Source organism: Stenotrophomonas sp. TWI700 (assembly GCF_039673645.1).
GTDB classification, from domain to species: domain Bacteria; phylum Pseudomonadota; class Gammaproteobacteria; order Xanthomonadales; family Xanthomonadaceae; genus Stenotrophomonas; species Stenotrophomonas maltophilia_AA.
The window spans coordinates 41,784-64,813 of the sequence record NZ_JBDJMB010000020.1 but is presented as its reverse complement, the minus strand read 5'-3'; the positions used below and the strand labels follow the sequence as shown (position 1 = coordinate 64,813).

Sequence of the window (23,030 nt, the reverse complement as noted above, 5' to 3'; positions counted from 1 at the left end):
GGTGCAGCGTACGGATGGAATGCTGTGACGCCGTCGGGATCATCGGTCGCTGTCGCACAAGGCGATTCCACCGCCGCGTCGTCCTGCACCGATGGAACGCTGTTTTACCCCCCCTCCTGGACGTGTCCGGCCGGCTTACTGTCGGGGTTCCTTTTCGTCTCCCCGGAGCCATCCGCCGATGAACACGCTTACCAACACCCGCATCGTGCTCGCCTCGCGCCCCAGTGGTGCCCCCGTCGCGGCCAACTTCCGCGTTGAACAGGTGCCGGTTCCCGCGCCCGGCCCGGGTGAGGTGCTGCTGCGCAATCGCTATCTGTCGCTGGATCCCTACATGCGCGGTCGCATGGAGGAAGGGCCGTCCTACGCGGCGCCGGTTGCGCTGGCGGCCGTGATGGAGGGGCGCACCGTCTCTGAAGTGCTCGCCTCCAACCATCCCGGTTTCTCCATCGGCGAGCACGTCCTGGCGCCAGGCAACTGGCAGACGCATGCGGTCATCCCCGGTGATCAGGTGAGCCGCACGCTGGAGGATGACGGCCTGCCGATCAGTACCGCACTCGGGGTCTACGGCATGCCCGGGTTCACTGCGTATGTGGGCCTGCAGGAAATCGGCAGGCCGCAGCCGGGTGAAACCCTGGTGGTGGCCGCTGCCAGCGGACCGGTCGGCGCGACGGTGGGGCAGATCGCCAAGCTGCAGGGCGCGCGCACGGTCGGCATCGCCGGGGGCGAACAGAAGCGTGCGTATCTGGAAACACTGGGCTTCGATGTGGCGCTGGATCATCGCGCCGACGATTTTGCCACGCAGTTGCGGGCGGCGGTTCCCGACGGCATCGACGTCTACTTCGAAAACGTCGGGGGCCACGTCTTCGATGCGGTCGCGCCATTGCTCAACGACTTCGCGCGCATTCCGGTCTGCGGCACGATCGCCACCTACAACGCACGCGGCGCGGTGTTGCCGGGGCCGGACCGGCTGCCGGGTTTCATGAGCCAGGTGCTGCGCCAGCGCCTGACCGTGCGCGGCTTCATCCAGTCCGATCTGCACGTCTTCTTCCCCGCGTTCCTGCGCGACATGGGGCAGTGGCTGAAGGACGGCCGCGTGCAGTATCGCGAGGACGTCGTGCAGGGACTGGAACGCGCGCCGGAAGCCTTCTTCGGCCTGCTGAAAGGCCACAACTTCGGCAAGCTGGTGGTCAAGCTGGATTGAGCGGCCCGGCCAGGCCCGGCCCGGCGCGTGTGAGTGCGACGTGTGCAGGAGTGCGCCGATCATGATTCCTGCCTCACGATCGGCTGGTTAGTCTTCCCATGAACGCGCCGCTCCGGCGCCCGCACGAGTGAGTAGACCCATGGCAGACACCAAGCCCAGCGAACACGGCAAGCAGGAAGGCATCGAAGAGAGCCAGCAGGACCGCAAGCAGGATGAAACCGCCAAGCAGCGGCCGGGGCAGACCGATCAGGCGATCCACGATGCAGGCACGCGTCGGCCGGAGCGCAAGGACACTCCCGAGGGCGCGTAAGCGATTGCGCGAAGGCGGTGAAAAAACGCCCCGGGAAGCTGCTTTCCCGGGGCGTTCTGTTGAATAGTGGTGGAGCCAAGGGGAATCACGGTTCATCCGATATCCCTTGCAGCAGTAGGGGGAGGGGCTACCCGCGCCAGCAAGTGCCCCCACATATGCCCCCGCCTCATGCGGCCTTCGGCAATCCGTCCTCGTTGACCTGCCGGGCATCGATCTTGGCCTGAATCCACCTGTCGATTTCATCCTCCGACCAGGCCACGCAGTTTCCGCCGAGGTCGATTTGCGCAGGAAACTCCTTCTTGCGGATCCGGTCGTAGATGGTGTTCTTGGACAGCCCTGTCCGGCCGGTGACCTCTTTGAGGCGCAGTAGGTTGGGCGCGCGGCGTTCGATGGTGCTGGTCATTCGATCTCCTTCGCCGCGGTTCGATGCGAGGCGTCAACGCCGGGCCGGGATTCATGGAGCTGACCGACACTGCACTGCGATTCTGAATAGCGCGGGCAACGTGGCATTGATCGAACTGGGGGAGCTTCAGTAATGGTCATGGGGCTACGCCAGCGCGATCCATCGGGAAACCTGCTGGTGGATATCACGACCCGCCTGCCGCGGATCGTCGGCCGGGTCAGCATTACCCCTGGCGTAAGCGGATCTGTGGTGGTTCCGGCCAGCGGCAACAATCCGCTGTTCTATTACTTTGCCGTGGACGGGGCGATATCCGACTACAACGCGTCTCCCGTCCTCAGCGACGATGGCGCAAACACGATCAGTTGGACGATGAGCTGCCGGTTCGCTGTTGGCGGCGTTTTGATATAACGGCGGTACTGAGATGGCTATTGGCGCCAGGATCCGGCAGGGCGACGGTTCTCTGATTCAGATCGATCCCTCCTACGAGAACCTGGCGCTCAAGACGCTGGGGACAGTCACGACCGTGCAGTACGGGCCGTCAGGTGCAGCGGCCAACGCTGGCAAGGCGACGATCGTGGTGGGCGGCTGTAACGAACCCATCTTGACGTTCGCATGTGCAGATGCCTTTGTCGGCCTCCGCGTCCGCAGCAGGTCAGGGACAACGGTCACCTGGGAGATCGTGACGAGCGCGCCGGTGGTGAACGTGCAGTACTGGATTCTTGATACCACCGACGTTGCCCAGATGGCATTCAACCCGACGAAAGGACTGCGAATCAGGAACCCTGCGAACGACCGCGTGATCTTCGACTCGCGCTACAAGTACATGCGCATCGAAGGCAAGGTCAAAGCGAACATCGGCACATCGCCCGCCAGTTTCCCCGTGGCGCAGGGCACCGGATACGGAATCGGCGTTTCGAACAGTGGAGCTGGAGTTCTGGTCACGGGTGGCCCGGTGGGCGGCGGGCCTTACTGGCTGAACAACGATCTCGCATACGTCGCCGGATTCAAGACGCTCAACGGCAGCGTGCAGCTTCAGATGATTCAGCTTGCCCTGAAAATTACCGACGGGCCGAGCAATCCGCCACCCACCGGCCAGTTCGGGAGCTTCCAGGCTGTCGGCCTGGTGCTGGACCTCAGAAACTACTGACCTTGCGTGGACGCTTCTGCTGGCCGTCCTGATGCTTCACCGACCACGGCGTGACGAGGTGGCCGGCGCGCTGCCAGTTCACCTGCGAGAAATGATTCTCCCGCTTGTCCACTGCTGTTCCGTTCACCAGCACGTAGGGCAGCGCGGTCGTCGGCAGGTCGCAGGTGCTGGTGTACCCATCAGTCTTCACCTTGACCAGATACGGGCCGCCGCCCTCAACCTGGCCGCAGACCGTAGCGCGCGCCTCCTTCGATGCCTGAACCGCCCGGGGCGCGATACGAACGACGAAATCGTCCAGGCTCTTGCCCGGGTTCGATTCTTCCTGGTACAGAGCCACGGTCATTCCATGGATCACGCCGGTGTCGGCAGCGGCCGCGACGGAGGAAATGGCAAGGATGGTGGTGATCAGCACTGCGCGCATAACGCTCTCCATGTGTTGTTTTGAACAACACCAGACTACCGCTGTAAATCGGTCGTCGCCTGCCGGAGAAGCATTCGCATTTTGCCGGGGTGAATGCTGGTTACGCGACCTGCTCCAGCAGTTCCTCGCGGTTGTTCCGTGGCGTGTTCACCGCGCGGCTGACGCGATAGGCCTCCATCGCCGGTGGCTCACTGGCCAGCAGCATCGCCATCGCGTCATCGGGCTCGGCCGCCAGCCACTCATCGAACTGCCCATGTTTCAGCCAGGCAAGCATGCGGCCCTGGTGCCGTCGGGCATGGGCGAGTAGCGGTACTGCAGATAGGGCCGGCCATGAAAGCCGGCCCCTTGTTCAAACTACTCAACTTCCAGGTCAACTCTTTATTCCTTTAGCGATCTGCAGCAGCAGCGCTTGGCCCTGCTCTATTCGATTACCTTCGTCGGTGTATAGCGTCAAGGTGAAGGATCGCTGGGGTGTCACCCAGCGTAGTTCCGCCTGCCCTTTACCATCATCAGAACGAGATGCGGACGCGCGTGCTGGCGTTCCGTTTACATTTTCGTTGAGGGTTTCACGGAACAGCGTTATCACTCTCCCTGAAGCAATGTAATCATTCTCTTCAAGGATGATTACACCGACCTTCGGGACTCTGTAAGAGCGTGTTACTCCTGTCCATTTACCTTCCTTGATGCTTCCGGTTGGCTCTGTACTCAGGAGCTCGGCGGCGCCGATCGGAGTCCGGGAGATTTCAGCTGGCGCGTATCCAAGTAGCTGTCTGAGTTCAGCGTCACTTCGCCGTGTATCAGCTAGGCGCCCAAGTACTTCGTCGGTTGATGGAATGGCGCCAGACGCAGCCTTCAAAGTACCCTTGCTTTGATTCGCTATCCCCCGCGCGACGCTGTCTTTAGCAGAGGCAGGGGCGTCCCATTCCGCAAGTGGAATGATGATCAGCTGGCCTTCTCTCGTTGCCGAACCACGCGCCATTTGAAAGTTGTTTTCCTCGGAACTTTTAAGCGCACGTTCTTTAAGCCAGTCCAGTGTCTCTTGATTTGCAGGCGCTTCTGGAAGCGTCGTATGTTGAGCTAAAACCAGGGTCGGCGTGAAAACGGAAATAAAAGTAAGAAAAACTATCCTTGATTTCATATCGATCACCACTCCGTAATATTACAATCAGTCGCGCTCGTGGCCTCTTGGCCGGATTCCACTATTTGGCCATTTGGGTCGACCACAAGCCAATAGTGGGTGCCATCCACCCGCAGCGTGCCTGGGTCTTCGATATCGCCAGCGTAGTAACGCCACTTTCCATAGCCGACATCAACAAGACTATGGAGAGGAATTGTGTTCCCAAGCTGAGTGTGTGTACTCGTGACAGAGCCGTTGAACGGGCGCAACTGCGGCCTGTCATACGTGATGGACTCATTGACAATGCCGATTACACAGTTGGCTCTGCTGATTGCTCTAACCTCAGCAAACGCTGGTGTCGAAAAAAAGAGTGTCAGTGAGATGAGGTAAGGTAGCGACTTCGCTTTGTTCCTTTTCATTTCGCTCCTTATCGGCGATATCCTTCGCCTGAACTTGTCTACCACTCGCTGACTCTTGGGTGTTACCTTGATATCTGCAAAGTGAGGGGCGAGTCACAAAACTCCCGGGCGTCCTTGGTTGTTTCGGAAGAAGCTGTTCAGACCGTTACGCGCCATACATCTGAATCGCCCAGGGTTCCGTAGCCAACGCGCAGGGCGGAACGATGCAGAACGCTGATGGGGTGGTGTCAGCTCAGATGTGTATCGGGATGTGAGACGGCCCGATCCTATTCTGCGCCCATGGACGCCGACACCAAGACCCTCACCCTCATGCCTGACGGCTTCTACTGGAAGCCCCGCTGCCACCTCGACACGCTCCCGACAGGCCTGTTCCTGCATGGGGAGCAGGTAGCGTCCATGCAGCAGTGGGTCGATGGCACGTGGCTGGCCAGGCTGACTCCCGAGGACGGGGTACATGCACCGCTGCTGCTCCGGCACTGCAGCTCGTTTAATGCCGGTCGAAGAGGGTGCGAGCTATGGACGTTGCGACATGGGCAGGTTCTGCGGCGGAAGGTGGCGAAGAGGCTGCAGTGGATCCAGGACCACGTTGTGCTGCGTGGCAGAGGCGTCCAACTGGATCCGCAAGACGTGATAGGGCAGGGTTGACCCACTCAGCTGCCGTTGCCCGCGTATCGGCCTCTGCGACGCGCCTGCGGCACTATGGCTGCCATGACGAAGACGAATGCGGGGAAGGCGCGCTGGGCGCGCACCAAGGCGGCCGGACTATGGCAGCAGGGCACCGAGCTGGACCGTGACCGCACCGGCAGCTGGGAAGACAGGGCACGCCGCCGCCGCGCTGCCGCCCGCCTCCGCACCGAGGCCGCCCGATTCGCATCGATCGCGCGCCGCCTCGATCCCTCCCTCGACGATCAGGCCGCCTGACCGGGCCGCATCGGCACGACGTTGCCCACGCGCAGCCGGTCCAGGTAGTCGGCCCATTCCTGCATCATCCGGGTCCGCTCCACCAGGTGCGTGGTGCGGTTGTAGGCCCTGCCGCTGTGATCCTTCACCGCGTGCGCCAGCTGGTGCTCGATGATGTCCGGCCGGAAGCCCAGAACCTCGTCCAGGATGGTGCGGGCGATGGCCCGGAATCCGTGCCCGGTCATCTGATCGGCCTCGAAGCCCATTCGACGAAGCGCCGTGTTCACTGTGTTTTCGCTCAGCGGGCGGTGGGCGCTGTTGCGGCCAGCAAAGACGTATCGACCTGCGGTGGTGCCGGCGGACCCCGGGGCTGACTCTCGATAGGTGAGCGGCCGAATTTCCCGGAGAATGGCCAAGGCCTGCCTCGACAGCGGGACCAGGTGCTCGGCACGCATCTTCATCCTGTCGGCGGGGATGAGCCACACCCCTGCGTCCAGATCGAACTCGGACCACTCAGCCTGGCGCAGCTCGCCCGGCCTCACGGAACACCAGCGGAGCCAGGGCGAGCGCCCAGCGCGTCACTGGTCTGCCCTGGTAGGCGTGGATGGCACGCAACAGCGGCGCCAGCTCCTTCGGCTCGGCCAGGGCCGCGTAATGGCGCTTTGGCTTGGGCTGCAAGGCGCCGCGCAGATCGGCTACCGGATTGCGCTTGGCCAGGCCCGAGGCGATGGCATAGCGCATGATCTGCCCGCAGTTTTGTATCACCCGATGGCCAGACTCGATGGCGCCGCGCCGCGCCGCTCCATGCGTCGCGCGATCGACAGGAAGTCCGGCGCTTCGAGGTCAGCAGCCTGCCGCGAGCCGATCCACGGGAACCCGTCGTTCTCCATCCACGCCTCGACCTTGATGCGGTACGACGGCGCCCAGATCCGGCCCTTCATCCACTCCCGCCCGATGGACTCGAACGTCAACGCGCCCAGCCCTGCCTTCGCCGCGGCCGCATCCTTCTTCTGCTGGCTTGGGTCAGTACCCTGGGCGAGCAGCCGGCGGGCGTCCTCGCGACGGTTGCGGGCCAGGGCCAGAGTGACCTCCGGATACACCCCGAGCGCCAGGCGCTTCTCCTTGCCGCCGAAGCGGTACTTCAGTCGCCACCAACGGCCACCTGCAGGTGAAATCTCCAACTAGAGACCACCGCCGTCGAATAGCTTCTGGGTTTTGCCGCTCGGCTTGGCGCGCCGAATCGCGAGATCGGAGAGTGGGGGCATCGGTTCTGGGGGCATAGGGCTGATGCCCCAAAATATGCCCCCACTGTCTCACCAGCTGCAACGTGCCCGCTCGTCCTCGGCAGTCCAACGAAAAAGGCCGGAACCCCTGTTTTTGCAGGTATTCCGGCCTTTCGAGTGCCCTGTCGGGCTGAATAGTGGTGGAGCCAAGGAGGATCGAACTCCTGACCTCGTCGATGCGAACGACGCGCTCTCCCAGCTGAGCTATGGCCCCACGGGTGGTGCAACTGCGTGGCGTACCCGACCTCGGCCGTACCTCGCGATGGGCCTAGTCTAGCGCCGACCGGCGTTGCCTGCCAAGTGGGGTCTGGTCCGGATCACGGCCGGGCGCCGGGTGTACTGCCCGGTGCCCGTTCGACCTGCCGCAGCAGGGCTTTGTCCAGTTTGGCCGCCACCCCGACGCTGCGCCCGGCCAGATTGGCCACCACGAAGCTGACCGAGCTGCCCAGCACCTGCGCCGTCTCGGACAGGCTCAACCCGTAGTCCTGTTCCAGCCACTGCGCCATGCCCGCGGTGGCCGCGCGCAGCGCATCATCCAGCGAGCCGGCCTGGCCCAGCACCATCACCTGCGTGGCCGATTCCACCCGGGGCGCAGACTGCGCGCGGGACTTGATCACGTCCACGCTGAATTCCACGTCCATGGAGGTCTCCAGCGCGTACTGCGAGGTTTCGCCATCGCCCTGCAGCGCATGCGCATCGCCCAGATAGAGCAGGGCGCCGGGCTGGGATACCGGCAGGTAGACGGTGGCGCCCTCGCGGATTTCGTTGAAATCCATGTTGCCGCCGAAACGGCCGGTATCGCCGGTGGAGATCGGCGCGTTGCCGAAGCCGGGGGCGACCGCCAGCCCGCCGAGCATGGGCCGCACCGGCACCCAGAAATCCTTGAGCTTGCCGGTGGCAGCTTCCGGCCGCGCGCGCCCGCGCTGGCGGTCGAGCGTCCAGCGCACGGGCTTGTCCAGTGCCGTTGCCTTGGCGGCCAGCGCCGGCGTCTGTGCGCGGCCGACGATGCTGTCCAGGCTGTCGGCATAGTCGCGGTTCAAGCGCAGCCGCTTGATGTGGATTGCCAGTACATCGCCGGGCTCGGCATCCATCACGAAGAACGGGCCGGTCTGCGGATTGCCGAAAAGGGCCCGGGTCTGGCCCTGCGCGTCCACGCCGCCGGAATCCAGTGTGGTGGTGCGTACGCTGTCACCTGGCCAGACGGTCAGTACCGGCGCGCGATGGGGCGAGAACTCGTTGGCGTACGAGGTGGGCACGAAGTCGTGCTGCCGCGGACCTCCGGCCGGCCGATCCGGCAAACGGCGCGCGCTGAAGGGGTGCGTCGCGCGCCGCTCGCTGGCGTTGGTGTCGGGGTAGTCGGCGGTCCCGCGCAGCGTCCCGCCGGCCTGTGTGCCATGGAAGCGGTAGGTCGCCCCATCACTGCCGGTCACGACAAACGCCAGTGTGTCGCCCTCGCGGCTGCCCTGCAGCGCATCCCCGTCGAAACGACCCTGCAGTGGACCCTGCTGGTCGGGCACGGTCAGCAGTTGATAGGCCGGGTTTCCCCACAGGTCGGTGGTGACCAACCACTGGGCGTCAGCTGCATGGGCGAATGGGGCCGCCAGCAGCAGGGCCAGGCTCGGAAGCATGCTACGCATCATGGGCGATCATCCGGCTTGCAACGGGCCCCAGTGTTGGCCCTTGCCGGGTCTGCGGGCATGTGCCGGATGGCCCCCTGCCGATGGTTGCCGCCGCTGGTCTCCGCGAGGTTGCCGGTGGCCGGGCCGGGAGCCGGCTCAAGCTCCCGGGCTGGCGGCCGCTATCGTGGCCGAAGCCCCTCGGCAGGCATGATGCTGTCACGGCCGGGTCGGGCAAGGACATCGGGAGAAGGAATGGACTTTGGATGGATTCTCAGCGATCCAGGGATGACTTGGGACTACGGTGGCGTGCATGTGTACCCGGCCATTCCTGCGCGCAAGCTTAAGGGGGCCCTTGGCGCCTACGCGCCAGAGGTAGCGCCGGAGGCGGTGCTGGTGCTGCTGGACGACACCGTGTTCGGTGGCGCGCGTAACGGGCTGCTCGTCACCCGCGATGCACTGCATGCCAAGCCCAGGTTTGGCCAGCCCACCCGGTTGGGCATCGCGCAGATCCGCGACATCGCACCGGAGACCGAGGCGCGCATGCGGGTCAATGGCGACATCTTTTATGACGCGATGGCGATCGATCATGCGGCCATGTTGACTCTGGCGGTGCGCCTGTCAGCGGTGATCCAGCAGCGCAACCAGGCGCAGGCCTCGGCGCAGGCATCGGCACGGCAGCACCGGCCGGCCCCGCCTCCTCGCCAGCCTCCGCCTGCATCGGAAGCCGATATCCTTGGTGTGCGCCCCAATGCATCGCGCAACGAAATCGAACTGGCCTATCAGCGCCGACGTTCGCAGTACCACCCGGACCGCTACCAAGGCGAGGGCGAACAGGCGCTGCGCTGGGCGACGGTGAAGATGCAGGAGCTGACCCAAGCCTACCGCACGCTGATCCAGCGCGCCGGCTGATACGGCATGTTCCGTCCGGCGGCGGTGCGGGCCGTCGCCGCGTTTGGAGCGGAGCGGCCTTCCGGGCAGCCAGCCGGGCAGGCATAATCCGCGCCACGACTCCGGCGGCACAGCCCATCAGGTCAGGGTGGGGGATGGACGGCCGTCCCCCGCAGCACCCTGCAACCAACCTGCAACATCCACGCAATAACGTGCTGCATCGCTGCGCAACCAGCGGTGCTGCTGTTGTTCATCCGCGTGCACCGCACGCCACCCAGTTAAGTACTTCCCGAGACCCTGCATGCCTGCCAATCGCAACACCCCCGTGTCGACGCCGTCCCGCCATTTCCGCGCGATCCCGCGCCGCCGCGCCCTGGCGCTGGCCTGTGCCTCGGCCGCGCTGATGCTGTCCGCCGCCGCCTCGGCGCAGGACGCACAGTCCGCCAGCGCCACCTCGCTGGACACCATCACCGTCACCGCCGACCACCGCGAACGCAACCTGCAGGAAGTGCCGGTCTCGGTCGGCGTGGTGCAGGGCGAGAAGATCCGCGACTACACCGCCGGCGGCGATGACACCCTGCTGGCGCTGTCGGGCAAGGTGCCCAGCTTCTACGCCGAAACCACCACCGGCCGCATCTTCCCGCGCTTCTACATCCGCGGCCTGGGCAACATCGACTTCTACCTGGGTGCCTCGCAGCCGGTGTCGATCATCCAGGACGACGTGGTGCTCGAGCACGTGGTGCTGAAGTCCAACCCGGTCTACGACGTGGACCAGATCGAAGTGCTGCGCGGCCCGCAGGGCACGCTGTTCGGCCGCAACACCACCGCCGGCATCGTCAAATTCGACACCATCAAGCCGAGCCAGGATTACAGCGGCCGCGTGCAGGCCAGCTACGGTTCGTACGGCAGCGTGGCGATCGATGGCGGCTTCGGTGGCCCGATCAACGACATCGCCTCGTTCCGCGTGTCGGCGCTGTACCAGCACCGCGATGACTACGTCGACAACACCTACAGCGGCCCGAGCGCCGATGGCACGGTGTCGCCGAAGAAGAACGCCATGGGCGGCTTCGACGACCGCAACGTGCGCGCGCAGCTGCTGCTGCAGCCGAGCGACAACTTCTCGCTGCTGGCCTCGGCCCACGCACGCGATTACGACGGTACCTCGACCCTGTTCCTGCGCAGCGCGCTGACCAAGGGCTCCAACAAGACCGACGTGGCGCGCGACAAGGTCGCCTACGACGAAGCTGACAACAACCCGCAGGCCTACAAGACCTACGGCGGCTCGGTGAAGGCCATCTACGATTTCGGCAATGTCTCGCTGACCTCGATCACCGCGTACGAAACCACCTCCGGCTACAGCCGGGGTGACACCGACGGCGGCGCGGCGGTGAACTACCCGGTCAACGGCGTCCCGAATGGCTACGGCCAGTCGATGGGCCAGATCCGCGACCTGGACCAGTGGACCCAGGAATTCCGCCTGGCCAACGCCGATGACAATCGCCTGAAGTGGCAGGTCGGCGCGTTCTACTTCGACGGCCGCGACACCACCGATTTCTACCAGCGCGGCTGGTTCCTGAACACCGCTGCCCGCAACCCGAACAACTGGGTGCGCCTGCGCAACGTCAACACTTCCTGGGCCGGCTTCGGCCAGGTCAGCTATGACGTGACCGACAAGTTCACCCTGACCGCCGGCCTGCGCCAGACCAGGGACGAGAAGAAGACCCGTCTGCTCAAGACCGCCGATACCGCCGCCGGTGCCGTGACCTACAAGGGCCGCACCTACGTGGAAATGTCCGACACCACGCCGAGCTGGGACCTGAGCGCGATGTATGCGTTCAACCCGCAGCTGAGCGTGTATGCGCGCGTGGCCCGCGGCTTCCGCGGCCCGACCATCCAGGGCCGTTCGGCCGTGTTCAATGCCGATTTCACCACGGCGAACTCGGAAACCATCCTGTCCTGGGAAGCCGGCATCAAGAGCAGCCTGTGGGACAACCGCCTGCGCGTGAACGCCGCCGCGTTCACCTACGTGGTCAACGACATCCAGCTCAACGGCAACGATTCGGACGGCAACGGCGTGCTGTTCAACGCCGACAAGGCCAAGGCCTACGGCCTGGAAGCGGACATGGAACTGCGTCCGATCCCGAACCTGGCCCTGAGCGCCGGTGTCAGCCTGCTGCACAGCGAAATCCAGGACGACCGCGTGTACGCGCAGGTCTGCGCCCTGAACGGCGCCGTGGTCTGCACGGTGAACGATCCGACCATCAAGGTCGGTGCCAACACCTTCGCGCAGATCAACGGCAACCCGCTGCCGAACGCACCGAAGTACAACATCAACCTGGCCGCGCGTTACGACATGCCGGTCAATGACGCCGATGTGTTCTTCGTCTCCACCGACTGGAACAAGCAGGGCTACACCAGCTTCGTGCTGTACGACTCGGCCGAGTTCAACTCCAAGGGCAGCTTCGAAGGCGGCCTGAAGCTGGGCTACTCGGCCAACTACGGTGCCTGGGAAGTGGCGCTGTTCGCGCGCAACATCACCAATGAGAAGAACCTCAAGGGTGTGATCGAGAACTACATGGCCGCGGTCTACAACGAACCGCGCACCGTGGGTGTCTCGCTCAACATGAACTGGTAAGACACGCGACCACCGGTGCCGCAGGGCACCGGTGACAGCGAGTGGTTCCGGCAACGCCCCGCGATCGCGGGGCGTTGCTGTTTGTGCAGCCGGGTCAGTGACGCGGCACAGCCGGACAGGCGCTGGTGGCGGGCAGCGGTTCCACTATCTGCCAATGGTCGCCTTCATACACGGCCGTGCGGCCGTCATCCTCCCGCCGCAGGGTCGGACTGAAGCCCAGGAAGTAGCGCCGGCCGTCCTTGCCGACGAACGCCATCTCGCCGCCACATACGTAGTTGTAGCTGTCGGCGGGCGAGAGTGCAGCGCAGTTCACCGACGAAGTGGTCGCACTGGCCAGCGGCAGCACCGGTGGCTGCAACCGTCCACGGTCGATCTGGCCGCAGTAGTAGTCACGCAGGAGGGCGCGCATGTCTCGCTGCGTCGGCATCCACACCGGACAGCCGCCTGGATCGGCGGCGCAGGCACTGCGGCTGTCGGCATCGGTGGCAGCCGTGGCCACGGCCGGCACCGTTGCGCCACACAGGCCCAGCAGCAGGACGGGCAGGGCGCGCAACATGCGGCTCATGCCGGCTGCACGTCCTGGCGGTCCGGTACGGAGTCCAGGCCGAAGGTGAGCTGCCAGCTGCGCAGGTCCACGGTGTCGCGGTCGCGCGCCTGTTGTCTCGCTGCCCGGGTGGCGCCAAACAGCTTGCCCTGGCCGTCGATCAGCGGGCGCATGCGCAGTACGTCGGCATTGTCCGGCTCGGCTTCGGCCGCCCGGTCCACCCAGATCTTGGCCAGGAACGCGTTGGCGGGCACACCGTTGCCGAAGTGGAACACGTCGGCCAGGAAGCCGGCGGCCCAGGCGCGGTTGGCAGTGTCGCCACGCCACCACAGCGGGCCGAGCAGGTCGAACACGGCTTCCTGTTTGTCGCGGTCATCCTCGCCTTGGTACAGCAGCACCGCCAGGTTCATGTGCGCCGGCTGCCACACGCGGTCGTGGGGGGCGGCCTCGTCCACGCAACGGCGGTACAGCGCGCGTGACTGCTCCTGCAGGGCCGGGTCGGGCGTGTGCTTGAAGGTTTCGCTCAGCTCCCAGGCACGGTTGTAGATCGCCACCAGGTCGCCCGCCGCAATGGCGCGCTCGGTCCACGCCGCGGCCTGGGCCGGATCGGCGAAGGCGGGGAAGTCGCGGCCGGCCACGCGGCCGCGGTGAAGGTCCACCATCGCCGCCATCGCGCGGCGGTCGCCGCCTTCGGCAAGCTGCTGCATCATGTGCAGGCCGGCTGGGACGGATACGTCGCAGAACAGGTTGGCCGCCACTGTGGAGAGGTTCACCTCGTCCTCCTCGGCCATCGCCATCGCGCGTTGCAGATGCCGTGCGGCCAGGGGCGTGTCGACGCTGAAACCGAACAGCCCGGTATGGCGCGCGGCCGACAGCCACGCCAGCGCATGTGCGCTGTCGGTGGACATCTCGACGCTGGCCAGCACCTGCGCGAACAACGCATCGGCGCCTTCGACGTGCGCGAACAGGGCGCAGGCTTCCAGCACGTTCATGCCTTCCTCGACCACGGAGGCCGGGTCCAGCGCGAACGCCTCGGCCAGGCAGGTGTAGGCATGTGTCATGCGTGCCGCGTCCCAGCGCACGTCGTTTTCTTCGGGCTCATCGCGGCCCAGCTTGTAATCCAGCGTCGCCCACCAGCACAGCACCAGCGCGCGCGTGGGCGCATCCAGGTGCAGGTCGAGCAGGTTCGCGTAGGCGGTGTCGTGCTGGGCGATCGCCTCTTCTTCATCGGCCTCCGGCGCGAACCAGAGCCAGTCGCGTTCCTTCATCACCCGCAGGCGGTTGCGATGCGGCAGCATCAGCCGGGCTGCATACGGGCCGTCGATGAAGTCCTGCATCAGCGCGTGGCTGCCGCCCCAGCGCGGGTACAGGTAGTACAGGAAGGTTTCGAGCAGGTCGACATCGTCCGCGCGCAACGCCAGCGCGTGCTGCAACCAGTAATCGGCGGCGTATTCGAAGTCGTCTTCGGTGCGCTGCGCCAGCCGTGCTGGCAACGCCGGCAGTTCCGCCAAGGGGGCGCCGTAAGGCGCCAGCAGCGCCAGTGCCGCCGCGTAGCCGTCCGGATCCTGCTGCTGCAGGGATGCGTACAGCTCCGCTCGCCCACCGCGCTGCAGCTGGTGCAGCCAGCGCGGTTCCCCCAGGTAGCAGGTCAGCCGCATCACCTTGCCCAGCACGAAGGCCGGGCGCGGATGCAGCGCGATCGCGCGCAGCCACGCGGCCAGCGCATGGTCGCGGGCAAGGCTGGCCCCGGTCCACTGCGCGTCGCGGATCAGGTTGGCGGTCTCGCTCGAGCGGATCTGGCTGGCGACACGGTCCCACAGCGCCCCCAGCGCTACCCACGGGTGCGGGCTGTGTGGCTGCTGCGCGCACCAATGTTGTGCCTGCTGAAGTCGTGCGGGCAGGGCCTGCGCCGGGTCGATCAGGGTGGACAGCAGCCAACCGTAGCCGTAGCGGGGCGACCCGCCATCGAGCCAGCGCTGCTCCAGCCCGGTCAGGAGCCGGTCGAGATCGTCGTAGCGCGTCTGCTGCAGCGCATCGCGTGCGCGCTGGCGCAGCTCAAACGCGTCGCTGGGGGAATCGGTCATGGGGACCACGTCCTTGTCGAAGATCAATCGCGCATTCTAGGCAATCGGCGTGCAGGAAAGTACGGAAGGAAAATACCCATGGTTGCGCGCGATCAAGGTCTACTTGGCGGCATTGAACACAGTGGTGACCGGCGTTCCAAACACCGGATCGACCGGCCCGGTCGTCCCGATCAGATCGACTTGCAGTGAGTCGATGTTCTTCATCCGCTGTAGCATCTTTTTGCTGACTGCGCGGTAGGGGGTGTTCAGCAGCAAGGTGAAACGCGCATCGCGGGCGCTGATCGGTTTGACGTGGAAGGTGAGCTGTTGCAGCGGGCAATCCACAGCCTTGTCCGGGCCCGTGCGACAGCGCTTGGAGTCGATGCCGATGCCGCCGTTGCCGACGCTGACATGGCTGGCCACCACCAGTTGCCCGGCCGCCACGGTGAAGCTCGCAGGCGCCTGCAAGGCCGGGATTTCCGTTTCAAGGCGGGTGGCTACCACCTTGCGCTGTTTGACCGCGTCCACATACATGCCCGCGTGGGCCTGCTGGGTGGTATAGGTTTCCTTGGCCGTGGCCGTGCACTCTCCGGAGACGACACGCACGGTCGTGCAGTACGTGCGGCTATGGTCGGTGGAAGTGACATAGCCCGGGCTCCACTGCCGGGTCAGGTAGGCCTGCTCGAAATCCACATTGCGCAGCCGCACCGTGCCGATGGCAGGCGGCCCCTTGCTGGCGGCCGCTGGCTTGCCGGTGGGCTTGGGCAGCGGGCTGTCCAGTTGATAGCCGACCGCCCCGGACAACAGGTAGGTGCCGGCCGGAATGACCTGCACCTCGAACGTCTCCCCCAGATACACTGCCTTGGGGTTTTCTTCCAGCGTATTGGTCGGAAACGACTGCAGGAAGCCGACCGACGCATTTTCGCGGTTGCGCCAGATGACCTGAGTGGAAACCGGGGTGCGGTCGACGATGGTGTCGCGCAGGTAGAAGTCGATGCTGCCGGGCCGCACACCGAGGTCGCCCTTGGCCACCGCGTCGTGCGGATTGGGAATCAGTACGACTGCCAACCCCTCTCCGAGCGACTTTTCGATCAGCGCCAACAGTTTCAGATCGTGCTCCTGCGCGGGGTCCAGTGGCTTGCGTGCCAGCGCGGGCGGGGTCGACAGGAGGGCCAACAGGGTGGCGATCAGCAGCGGAGAGCGGTGTCCAGGCATGGCGTACTTCCTTGTGGGGTTTGGCTGGCGACGGGTTGCCGCCAGCGGCTACGCGCCCCTCCGGCGCGTCGGGTCCAACGCTAGCATGTGCCGCGCCTGCCCGGCTCAGGCGGCAGGCAGCAGCGGATGCAGGCGCGATTCCAGTTCCTGCTGGCGCCAGCCCGCGAGCGCGGCCGGCCACTGGCGGCGCTCCAGATAGCTTTCCAGATGCTTGCGCGAGGCCAGCACGCCATCGGGCAGGCCGAGTTCGGCGCTGCGCGCGGTGACGGCATCCTGCAGCCGCTTGAGGGCCTGCTTGTTGGCATCGTTGGCCGGCAGCGCCAGCGGTGCGTCGGCTTCGTCGGCAAGCGGGGTGATCAGTGCCTGCCATACCTGCGCGGCCAGCTTGCGTGGGGCCTTCGGGAAGCCTTCCATCAGCGTGGACAGCGCATCCACATCGACCGGCGGGGTGCGTGCGAGCACGGCGGCCAGCTCGTTGTCGAGCACCCAGCTGCGCGGTTTGTCGCTGGCACGCGCCTGCACGTCGCGCCAGCGCAGCAGCCGCAGCAGACGCAGCTGCGCAGGGGTGTCCATGAACTGTGCCGAGCGCATCGCCACGTGCGGCCAGCGCTCTTCATCGTTCTCGACACTGGCGAGCAGGCGCTCGGCGTCATCCTGCAGCCACTGGCGGCGGCCCAGTTCTTCCAGGCGCGCGTCGATGGTGTCGTGGATCTGGAAGAGGTATTCGACGTCGTCGGCGGCGTACTCCAGCTGCGCCTCAGAGAGCGGGCGGCGCATCCAGTCCGAGCGGGTCTCGCCCTTGGCCAGGGTTACGCCGGTGACCGCGGTGACCAGTTTCTGGTAGCCCATGCCACCGCCGATGCCGGCCAGCGATGCGCCGATCTGGGTGTCGAACAACGGGCGCGGCAGCACCCCGCAGGCCACCTTGAAGGTGACCAGGTCTTCGCTGGCGCTGTGCATGATCTTGAGGATGGCGGTATCGGCCAGCCACGGCGCCAGCGCCTCGTTCATGCCGGGGATCAACGGGTCGATCAGCAGGATTTCGTCACCGACCGCCATCTGTACCAGCGCCAGTTGCGGCCAGTACGTACGTTCGCGGATGAACTCGGTGTCCAGGCCGATGCGGGTGGGGCGCTGGCGGTAGCGCTCGTCCAGTTCCGCCGGGGTTTTGATCCAGTAAGCCACGTGGGATTCCATGTACTGCAAAGGGGATGCTCAGGTCGGGGAGGATAGCCTAACCCCGTGTTACGGCCGGCATGCCGCCGCGCGGTGATGAACACCCGGGCCGTTGGCGGTCGCCGCCCACGACGGTGGCGATTATGATGATCCCCTGTCCGCGCCGTCGGCATGCCGCCTGGACTGCACTGCGCGCAGGCACACCCCGAGGAGTTCATTTGCGACCGTCAGGCACATTGCCGCTGCTGTTCACTGCACTGTTGGGCCTGCTGGCCGGCTGTTCGCCCGCGCCGGCCCCCGCGCCCGCGGCAACGCCTGCCGCCGCCCCGGCCAAGGCAGCGGCCAAGGCGAGCGCACCGGTGGCGCAGGTGACCATCGGCGGTGAGGACGCTGCCGAGACCGTGGAGCGCTGGGAGCCGCCCGCCGTGACCCTCGTCGAGGACGGGGTCGCACAGGCCCGCCGCGATGCCGCACGCGCCTTCGAGGAAGACCGGCTGTACCGCACCGCCGAGGACGCGATCCCGATCTGGCTCGCGCTGCTGCGGCACGATCCGAAGGACCGCGCGGCCGAGGCCGGCCTGAAACGCGCCCGGCAGCGTCTGCTGGAGGAGGCTTCCGCCTTGCTGGATCGCCCGCTCAGGCAGCGCGAGGCGCTCGCCGAGGCCAGCGAAATGGCCCTGGTCCTGCTCACCCTGGCGCCGGACGATGCCAAGGTGCGCGAGCTGCAGTCGCGGGTGGAGATCGCCCAGCGCGTGGTGGCCTATAACCGCGCCGGCGAAGAGGATCTGCGTGCCGACCGCATCGGCGAGGATGGCGATGGGGCCATTCCCAATTTCCGCGAAGCGCTGGCGCTGGATGCCGACGGTTCGCGTGCCCGGCAAGGACTGGCAGCGGCCGAGAGCGCACTGATCCGGCGTGCGGAAACGGCTGCGCGGGCCACCGATTTCGCCACCGCGGGTACCTGGCTGGCGGAAGCGGCCAAAGTCCGTGACTCCTCGATCACCATCGCCGATGCCTTTGAACGCATCGAGAGAATCCGCGCCGATACCCTGGCGCGGCTGCGCAACGAGGGCCTGCGCGATCTGGCCACGCCACAGGGGCTCAAGCCGGCGCGGCAGAAGCTGGAGGACGCGCTGCGCATCGCCTTGCCCGGCGATCCCGTGGTGGGACAGCTGCGCGAGCGCATCGAACTGGTCACCCATTACGGCAGCTTCCGGCCGCGCCAGGTGTTCAGCGATGCGCTGCGCGATGGGGGCCGTGGGCCGCAGATGATCGTGGTGCCGCATGGCGGGTTCCAGATGGGCGCGGCCGAGAACGAGCTGGGCGCGACCGATGCCGAAAAGCCCTCGCATTACGTACGGTTCGAACGCGGCTTCGCGATGTCGATCACCGAAGTGACCGTCGCCGATTTCCGTCGCTATGTGCAGGCCACCAAGGCCCGCCCCCGCGCCACGCGGCGCGGCCATTCGATCGTGTACGACGAGCGCAGCGGCAATTTCGTGCGGCGCAGCGGGGTGGACTGGCAGTCCGATTACAACGGCGCCGAGGCCCTCGCCAATCTGCCGGTGATGCACGTCAGCGTGCGCGATGCGGAGAACTACGCCAGCTGGCTGTCCGAGCAGACCGGGCGCTCGTACCGGCTGCCCAGCGAGGCCGAATTCGAGTACGCCCTGCGCGCGGGCAGCAGCGGCCGCTACCCGTGGGGCGATGCGGGTACCCCGCCGGCGCGTGCGGGCAACTTCACCGGTGCCGAGGATGTCTCGCCCTCCGGGCGGCACTGGTACAACGCCTTCGTCGGCTATGGCGATGGGTATTGGGGGCCGGCGCCGGTCGCCAGCTTCGATCCCAATCCGTGGGGCCTGCACGACATCGCCGGCAACCTCAGCGAATGGGTGGCCGACTGCTGGCATGCCAGCTACCGGCGCGCGCCGTCCGACGGCTTGGCCTGGTTCAACCCGGGCTGCCGGCAGCGCGTGATCCGCGGCGGCAACTGGGCCAATGCGCCGGCCCAGACCCGCGCCGCGTGGCGGCAGTCGCAGGACTCGGACACCACCAGCGCACGGATCGGCTTTCGGCTGGTGCGCGGGATCTGACCGATCGCCCCTGCGGCTGGATTTCACCCGGCCGCACGGCGCGCGTTCTAGGATTGGCACAGCGTCGGGCAGGGTGCCACGGCCATCTCAGGAACCAAGCGCATGCGCAACGATCCATTCGGCGGTCAGCAGCAGGGCCGCGCCCGGCGGCCGGGCCTGTTCGGCAACATCCGCTGGTGGGTGCTGCTGGCGTTTGCCGGCTATGCGGCGTTCTATTGGTTCTCCAACCGCGCCGTGGATCCGTATACCGGCGAGAGCGTGCTGATCGACAGCTCGCTGGATGCCACCCAGGAAAAGGCGCTGGGCCTGCAGGCCTACCAGGAGATCCTGGCGCAGGAGCGGCCGCTGGATCCCAACGCGCCGCAGTCGCGCGAGATCCAGGCGATCGCCCAGCGCCTGATCGCCAAGGTGGACGTGGTGGAAACCGCCCTCGCCGAAGAACATGGACTGAAGCCGGCGCATTTCGCGCGTGATTTCGAGTGGGAGGTCAACGTGATTCCCTCCGAGCAGGCCAATGCGTTCTGCCTGCCGGGCGGCAAGATGGCGGTGTACACGGGGCTGATCCCGGTGGCGCGCACGGTGGATGCGATGGCCGTGGTGATGGGCCATGAGATCGCGCATGCGTTGCTGCGCCATGGTGCCCAGCGCATGGCCCAGCAGAAGATGACCCAGATCGGGCAGATGGCCGGCGCCGCCAGCGGCATGGACCCGCAACAGCAGCAGATGATGATGTCGGCGATGGGCTACGGCTACCTGCTGCCGTACGCGCGCAGCCATGAAACCCAGGCCGATGAAGTGGGCCTGATGCTGGCCGCGGCGGCCTGTTTCGATCCGCAGGAGGCGATCCCGTTGTGGGAGCGGATGGGGCAGGCCAGCGGCGGGCAGTCGACCTCGGAATTCGCGTCCACGCATCCCAATCCCGGCACGCGCATCCAGAACCTGCAGGCGTTGATGCCGAAGGCGATGGAGTACCGGCAGAAATTCTGCGAGAGCGCGGGGCGCTGACCGTCAACGCCTTATCGGCGATGCGCTGGATCAGCGCGCCGGTTCGTTGACCGTTACGTCGATCACGCCGTCCTGCACGCGTGCCTTGAGCGTATCGCCCGGGCGCACCTGCAGGGGCGAGCGCACCAGGCTGCCATCGTCGTCACGGGTCAGGATCGCGTAGCCCCGCGCAACCGTGGCCAGCGGACTGACCGCTTCCATGGAGCGGGCGAGGGCACGCAGGCGTAGGCCGTCGCGCTGCAGCTGGCGGCCGATCGCACTGTCCGCGCGCGGCTGCAGGCGCTGCAGGCGCTCACGCAGGGCGTCCAGCCGGCGCTGCGGATGGCCGCTGCGCAGTACGGCCGCGGCGTGGCGCAGGTGGGCAAGTCGGTTCTGATGCTGCGTGGTCCAGGCCGCGTGCAGGCGGCGCGCAACGTCCTGCTGCCGGCGCTGCAGCAGCTGCAGGCGCGACTGCGGGCCCTGGGCGTTGAGGCGGAGCAGGGCACGGTCGGCGCGCTGCATCGCCTGCCCCAGGCTGTGCCGCTGCAATTGCGCCAGGCGTGCATCGAGGCGACGCACGCGCAGCAGGAGGTCGCGCTGGTCGGGGACCAGCAGTTCGGCCGCGACCGAGGGCGTCGGCGCGCGCAGGTCGGCGGCGAAGTCGGCCAGGCTGAAGTCGGTTTCGTGACCCACCGCAGACACCACCGGGGTCTGGCTGGCCGCGATCGCACGGGTCAGCTGCTCATCGTTGAAGGCCCAGAGATCCTCCATCGAGCCGCCACCGCGGGTCAGCAGGATCACGTCGTAACGGCCGCTGGCATCGGCCGAGCGCAGCAATGAGGTGAGCTGCGCGGCCGCGCTGTCGCCCTGTACCAGGCTGGGCAGCAGATCGACCTCGAGCATCGGAAAACGCCGCTCGAGCACGCTCAGCACGTCGCGCACAGCAGCGCCGGTCGGCGAGGTAATCACCGCCAGGCGACGCACATGCGCCGGCAGCGGCCGCTTGCGCTCGGGGGCGAACAGGCCCTCGGCCTCCAGGCGTGCCTTGAGCTGCTCGAAGGCGCGGCGCAGGGCGCCTTCGCCGGCTTCTTCCATGTGGTCGAGCACCATCTGGTACTCGCCGCGGGCTTCGTACAGGGTCAGCCGGCCACGCGCGAGCACGCGCATGCCTTCGCGCGGCACGAACTTCAGCCACTGGCTCTTGGGCTTGAACAACGCCGCACGGATCTGCGAGCGCGCATCCTTCAGCGTGAAATACATATGGCCCGAAGCGGGGCGCGTGACGCTGCCCAGCTCGGCCTCCACCCAGATCAGCGGGAACGCGCCTTCCAGCAGGTCGCGGGCCAGGATGTTGAGCTGGCTGGGCGTGAGAATCTGCGCGCTGCGGTCCATGGAGGGATCAGGCCAAACGGTACGGACGGGACACCATGGTCGCACGTCGGCGGGGATGCTTCATCCCGCCGTGGCGCGCGCGGCGTGCTGCTGCAGGGCCCAGGCCACATGCTCGCGCACGATCGCCGAGGGATGCTCGCGCCGTGCGTGCAGCGCAGCGAGTGTCTCGGCGTGGGTCGGCGCATTGCCCAGTGCCACGGCGATGTTGCGCAGCCAGCGCTCATGCCCGCTGCGGCGGATCGGGCTGCCTTCGGTGCGGCGCAGGAACTCGTCTTCCTCCCAGGCGAACAACTGGGCGAGCGAGGCGGTGTCCAGCTCGTTGCGCGCACGGAAATCCGGCTCGTCGGTGCGCTTGGCGAACTTGTTCCAGGGGCAGACCAGCTGGCAGTCGTCGCAGCCGTAGATGCGGTTGCCCATCGCCGTGCGCATCTCTTCGGGAATCGCACCGTCGTGTTCGATGGTGAGATAGGAGATGCAGCGGCGTGCATCCAGGCGGTGCGGGGCGATGATCGCCTGGGTCGGGCAGACATCGATGCAGCGCGTGCAGGTGCCGCAGTGCGCACTGGCCGGCGTATCCACCGGCAGCGGCAGGTCGATGTAGATTTCGCCGATGAAGAACCACGAGCCGCCCTGCTTGTCGATCAGGCAGGTGTGCTTGCCGATCCAGCCCAGCCCCGCGTTGCGGGCGAGTGCGCGCTCCAGTACCGGGGCCGAATCGACGAAGACGCGGTAGCCGAACGGCCCGATCTCGGCGGCGATGCTGTCGGCGAACTTCTGCAGCCGGTTGCGCATCAACTTGTGGTAATCGCGGCCCAGCGCATAACGCGCCACGTAGGCGCGGTCGCCATCGTGCAGGGTGTTCCAGGCCTCGGCGTCGTCCTTGTGGCCGTAATCCATGCCGACCGAGATCACCCGCACGGTGCCCGGCAGCAGTTCGTCCGGCCGCGCGCGCAGCGTGCCGTGCCGCGCCATCCATTCCATCGTGCCGTACAGGCCCTTGCCCAGCCAGTCGGCCAGGTGCGCTTCGTCCTCGCGCAGATCGATGCCGGACACACCGCAGCGCTGGAAGCCGTGCACGCGCGCGATCGCACGGATGCGTTCGGCGGCGCGGGCCAGATGGACGGGGGCGGGCAGGGGGACGGCGGACATGGCCTGGGCGGAAACGGAGCCTGGGAAGGGCGCGGCAAGGCTGCGCCTGGGCGACAAGTATAGAATCCCGG

General features: G+C 66.4%; 23 protein-coding genes, 1 tRNA gene and 1 pseudogene. 9 read left to right on the top strand and 16 right to left on the bottom strand.

Annotated elements, in window-relative coordinates; all coding sequences use genetic code 11:
- The first annotated feature begins 178 nt into the window (after positions 1 to 178).
- Together ABE473_RS14130 and ABE473_RS14125 are read left to right on the top strand one after the other, a co-directional pair.
- Positions 179 to 1,201: an NADP-dependent oxidoreductase gene (locus tag ABE473_RS14130; RefSeq protein WP_346489915.1), complete on the top strand. Its 1,023-nt coding sequence runs from the start codon at positions 179 to 181 to the stop codon at positions 1,199 to 1,201.
- A gap of 139 nt (positions 1,202 to 1,340) precedes the next feature.
- Positions 1,341 to 1,511 carry a hypothetical protein gene (locus ABE473_RS14125; RefSeq protein WP_176989378.1) on the top strand — a complete coding sequence of 57 codons (171 nt, stop codon included), beginning with the start codon at positions 1,341 to 1,343 and terminating at the stop codon, positions 1,509 to 1,511.
- Between the two features lie 166 nt (positions 1,512 to 1,677).
- On the opposite strand, the gene ABE473_RS14120 is transcribed toward ABE473_RS14125, so the two are convergent.
- Positions 1,678 to 1,914 carry an AlpA family transcriptional regulator gene (locus ABE473_RS14120; protein ID WP_346489914.1) on the bottom strand — a complete coding sequence of 79 codons (237 nt, stop codon included), beginning with the start codon at positions 1,912 to 1,914 and terminating at the stop codon, positions 1,678 to 1,680.
- A 177-nt stretch (positions 1,915 to 2,091) separates the two neighbouring features.
- On the opposite strand from ABE473_RS14120, the gene ABE473_RS14115 reads away from it, so the two are divergent.
- Positions 2,092 to 2,322, top strand: a complete 231-nt coding sequence (locus ABE473_RS14115; protein WP_346489913.1) for a hypothetical protein — start codon at positions 2,092 to 2,094, stop codon at positions 2,320 to 2,322.
- 13 nt (positions 2,323 to 2,335) lie between these two features.
- On the top strand, positions 2,336 to 3,061 hold the full coding sequence (locus ABE473_RS14110) for a hypothetical protein (RefSeq protein ID WP_346489912.1): 726 nt from the start codon (positions 2,336 to 2,338) through the stop codon (positions 3,059 to 3,061).
- On the opposite strand, the gene ABE473_RS14105 is transcribed toward ABE473_RS14110, so the two are convergent.
- The 4 genes and pseudogenes from ABE473_RS14105 to ABE473_RS14090 form a co-directional block, all read right to left on the bottom strand.
- The gene (locus ABE473_RS14105) at positions 3,048 to 3,482 is read right to left on the bottom strand and encodes a hypothetical protein (protein ID WP_346489911.1); all 435 of its coding nucleotides are present in this window, start codon (positions 3,480 to 3,482) and stop codon (positions 3,048 to 3,050) included. The two genes, ABE473_RS14110 and ABE473_RS14105, sit on opposite strands and share 14 nt — an antisense overlap.
- A 100-nt stretch (positions 3,483 to 3,582) precedes the next feature.
- A pseudogene (locus tag ABE473_RS14100) lies at positions 3,583 to 3,735 on the bottom strand (SOS response-associated peptidase); the annotation flags it as partial.
- A 117-nt stretch (positions 3,736 to 3,852) separates the two neighbouring features.
- On the bottom strand, positions 3,853 to 4,629 hold the full coding sequence (locus ABE473_RS14095) for a hypothetical protein (protein ID WP_346489910.1): 777 nt from the start codon (positions 4,627 to 4,629) through the stop codon (positions 3,853 to 3,855).
- Positions 4,626 to 5,018 carry a hypothetical protein gene (locus tag ABE473_RS14090; protein WP_346489909.1) on the bottom strand — a complete coding sequence of 131 codons (393 nt, stop codon included), beginning with the start codon at positions 5,016 to 5,018 and terminating at the stop codon, positions 4,626 to 4,628. Before ABE473_RS14090 ends, ABE473_RS14095 begins: the two co-directional genes overlap by 4 nt.
- A gap of 708 nt (positions 5,019 to 5,726) precedes the next feature.
- Between ABE473_RS14090 and ABE473_RS14085 the strand changes: the two genes are divergently transcribed.
- Positions 5,727 to 5,939: a hypothetical protein gene (locus tag ABE473_RS14085; RefSeq protein WP_346489908.1), complete on the top strand. Its 213-nt coding sequence runs from the start codon at positions 5,727 to 5,729 to the stop codon at positions 5,937 to 5,939.
- On the opposite strand, the gene ABE473_RS14080 is transcribed toward ABE473_RS14085, so the two are convergent.
- The 5 genes from ABE473_RS14080 to ABE473_RS14060 form a co-directional block, all read right to left on the bottom strand.
- A complete protein-coding gene (locus ABE473_RS14080; protein ID WP_346489907.1) occupies positions 5,927 to 6,460 on the bottom strand; it encodes a site-specific integrase in 534 nt (177 codons plus the stop codon). The genes ABE473_RS14085 and ABE473_RS14080 overlap by 13 nt on opposite strands.
- Complete coding sequence (locus ABE473_RS14075; protein WP_346489906.1) at positions 6,432 to 6,659, bottom strand: hypothetical protein; 228 nt, start codon at positions 6,657 to 6,659, stop codon at positions 6,432 to 6,434. Before ABE473_RS14075 ends, ABE473_RS14080 begins: the two co-directional genes overlap by 29 nt.
- A gap of 20 nt (positions 6,660 to 6,679) precedes the next feature.
- Positions 6,680 to 7,099, bottom strand: a complete 420-nt coding sequence (locus ABE473_RS14070; RefSeq protein WP_346489905.1) for an Arm DNA-binding domain-containing protein — start codon at positions 7,097 to 7,099, stop codon at positions 6,680 to 6,682.
- A 240-nt stretch (positions 7,100 to 7,339) separates the two neighbouring features.
- Positions 7,340 to 7,415 (bottom strand) — tRNA-Ala (locus ABE473_RS14065).
- 103 nt (positions 7,416 to 7,518) lie between these two features.
- Positions 7,519 to 8,829: an acetamidase/formamidase family protein gene (locus tag ABE473_RS14060; protein ID WP_346489904.1), complete on the bottom strand. Its 1,311-nt coding sequence runs from the start codon at positions 8,827 to 8,829 to the stop codon at positions 7,519 to 7,521.
- A gap of 276 nt (positions 8,830 to 9,105) precedes the next feature.
- On the opposite strand from ABE473_RS14060, the gene ABE473_RS14055 reads away from it, so the two are divergent.
- Positions 9,106 to 9,729 carry a J domain-containing protein gene (locus ABE473_RS14055; protein WP_346489903.1) on the top strand — a complete coding sequence of 208 codons (624 nt, stop codon included), beginning with the start codon at positions 9,106 to 9,108 and terminating at the stop codon, positions 9,727 to 9,729.
- Positions 9,730 to 10,009: 280 nt separating this feature from the next.
- A complete protein-coding gene (locus tag ABE473_RS14050) occupies positions 10,010 to 12,343 on the top strand; it encodes a TonB-dependent receptor (RefSeq protein WP_346489902.1) in 2,334 nt (777 codons plus the stop codon).
- Between the two features lie 94 nt (positions 12,344 to 12,437).
- Here the strand turns inward: ABE473_RS14050 and ABE473_RS14045 are convergent, their stop codons facing one another.
- The 4 genes from ABE473_RS14045 to rnd all read right to left on the bottom strand — a co-directional run bounded on the left by ABE473_RS14045 (position 12,438) and on the right by rnd (position 17,350).
- Positions 12,438 to 12,908 (bottom strand): hypothetical protein, encoded by a 471-nt coding sequence (locus ABE473_RS14045; RefSeq protein WP_346489901.1) that lies wholly within the window; start codon positions 12,906 to 12,908, stop codon positions 12,438 to 12,440.
- Positions 12,905 to 14,971 (bottom strand): DUF4034 domain-containing protein, encoded by a 2,067-nt coding sequence (locus ABE473_RS14040; protein WP_346489900.1) that lies wholly within the window; start codon positions 14,969 to 14,971, stop codon positions 12,905 to 12,907. Before ABE473_RS14040 ends, ABE473_RS14045 begins: the two co-directional genes overlap by 4 nt.
- 99 nt (positions 14,972 to 15,070) lie before the next feature.
- Complete coding sequence (locus ABE473_RS14035; protein ID WP_346489899.1) at positions 15,071 to 16,165, bottom strand: hypothetical protein; 1,095 nt, start codon at positions 16,163 to 16,165, stop codon at positions 15,071 to 15,073.
- A 105-nt stretch (positions 16,166 to 16,270) separates the two neighbouring features.
- The gene (gene rnd / locus ABE473_RS14030) at positions 16,271 to 17,350 is read right to left on the bottom strand and encodes a ribonuclease D (RefSeq protein ID WP_346489898.1); all 1,080 of its coding nucleotides are present in this window, start codon (positions 17,348 to 17,350) and stop codon (positions 16,271 to 16,273) included.
- 209 nt (positions 17,351 to 17,559) lie between these two features.
- On the opposite strand from rnd, the gene ABE473_RS14025 reads away from it, so the two are divergent.
- Positions 17,560 to 19,434 carry a formylglycine-generating enzyme family protein gene (locus ABE473_RS14025; protein WP_346489897.1) on the top strand — a complete coding sequence of 625 codons (1,875 nt, stop codon included), beginning with the start codon at positions 17,560 to 17,562 and terminating at the stop codon, positions 19,432 to 19,434.
- A gap of 102 nt (positions 19,435 to 19,536) precedes the next feature.
- On the top strand, positions 19,537 to 20,439 hold the full coding sequence (locus ABE473_RS14020; protein WP_319210538.1) for a M48 family metallopeptidase: 903 nt from the start codon (positions 19,537 to 19,539) through the stop codon (positions 20,437 to 20,439).
- 30 nt (positions 20,440 to 20,469) lie between these two features.
- Here ABE473_RS14020 and xseA read toward each other — a convergent pair whose 3' ends face one another.
- Both xseA and queG read right to left on the bottom strand, forming a co-directional pair.
- Entirely contained in the window at positions 20,470 to 21,810 is a 1,341-nt protein-coding gene (xseA, locus tag ABE473_RS14015) for an exodeoxyribonuclease VII large subunit (RefSeq protein WP_346489896.1), read from the bottom strand.
- 60 nt (positions 21,811 to 21,870) lie between these two features.
- Positions 21,871 to 22,959, bottom strand: a complete 1,089-nt coding sequence (gene queG, locus ABE473_RS14010) for a tRNA epoxyqueuosine(34) reductase QueG (protein WP_346489895.1) — start codon at positions 22,957 to 22,959, stop codon at positions 21,871 to 21,873.
- Positions 22,960 to 23,030: the final 71 nt, after the last annotated feature.

Excerpts from the sequence above, each read along its gene's own strand:
- ABE473_RS14130 (WP_346489915.1), top strand. The coding sequence starts at position 179 with ATGAACACGCTTACCAACACCCGCATCGTGCTCGCCTCGCGCCCCAGT.
- ABE473_RS14125 (WP_176989378.1), top strand. The coding sequence starts at position 1,341 with ATGGCAGACACCAAGCCCAGCGAACACGGCAAGCAGGAAGGCATCGAA.
- ABE473_RS14120 (WP_346489914.1), bottom strand. The coding sequence starts at position 1,914 with ATGACCAGCACCATCGAACGCCGCGCGCCCAACCTACTGCGCCTCAAA.
- ABE473_RS14110 (WP_346489912.1), top strand. The coding sequence starts at position 2,336 with ATGGCTATTGGCGCCAGGATCCGGCAGGGCGACGGTTCTCTGATTCAG.
- ABE473_RS14105 (WP_346489911.1), bottom strand. The coding sequence starts at position 3,482 with ATGCGCGCAGTGCTGATCACCACCATCCTTGCCATTTCCTCCGTCGCG.
- ABE473_RS14090 (WP_346489909.1), bottom strand. The coding sequence starts at position 5,018 with ATGAAAAGGAACAAAGCGAAGTCGCTACCTTACCTCATCTCACTGACA.
- ABE473_RS14085 (WP_346489908.1), top strand. The coding sequence starts at position 5,727 with ATGACGAAGACGAATGCGGGGAAGGCGCGCTGGGCGCGCACCAAGGCG.
- ABE473_RS14075 (WP_346489906.1), bottom strand. The coding sequence starts at position 6,659 with ATGCGCTATGCCATCGCCTCGGGCCTGGCCAAGCGCAATCCGGTAGCC.
- ABE473_RS14060 (WP_346489904.1), bottom strand. The coding sequence starts at position 8,829 with ATGCTTCCGAGCCTGGCCCTGCTGCTGGCGGCCCCATTCGCCCATGCA.
- ABE473_RS14055 (WP_346489903.1), top strand. The coding sequence starts at position 9,106 with ATGACTTGGGACTACGGTGGCGTGCATGTGTACCCGGCCATTCCTGCG.
- ABE473_RS14050 (WP_346489902.1), top strand. The coding sequence starts at position 10,010 with ATGCCTGCCAATCGCAACACCCCCGTGTCGACGCCGTCCCGCCATTTC.
- ABE473_RS14045 (WP_346489901.1), bottom strand. The coding sequence starts at position 12,908 with ATGAGCCGCATGTTGCGCGCCCTGCCCGTCCTGCTGCTGGGCCTGTGT.
- ABE473_RS14040 (WP_346489900.1), bottom strand. The coding sequence starts at position 14,971 with ATGACCGATTCCCCCAGCGACGCGTTTGAGCTGCGCCAGCGCGCACGC.
- ABE473_RS14035 (WP_346489899.1), bottom strand. The coding sequence starts at position 16,165 with ATGCCTGGACACCGCTCTCCGCTGCTGATCGCCACCCTGTTGGCCCTC.
- ABE473_RS14020 (WP_319210538.1), top strand. The coding sequence starts at position 19,537 with ATGCGCAACGATCCATTCGGCGGTCAGCAGCAGGGCCGCGCCCGGCGG.
- xseA (WP_346489896.1), bottom strand. The coding sequence starts at position 21,810 with ATGGACCGCAGCGCGCAGATTCTCACGCCCAGCCAGCTCAACATCCTG.
- queG (WP_346489895.1), bottom strand. The coding sequence starts at position 22,959 with ATGTCCGCCGTCCCCCTGCCCGCCCCCGTCCATCTGGCCCGCGCCGCC.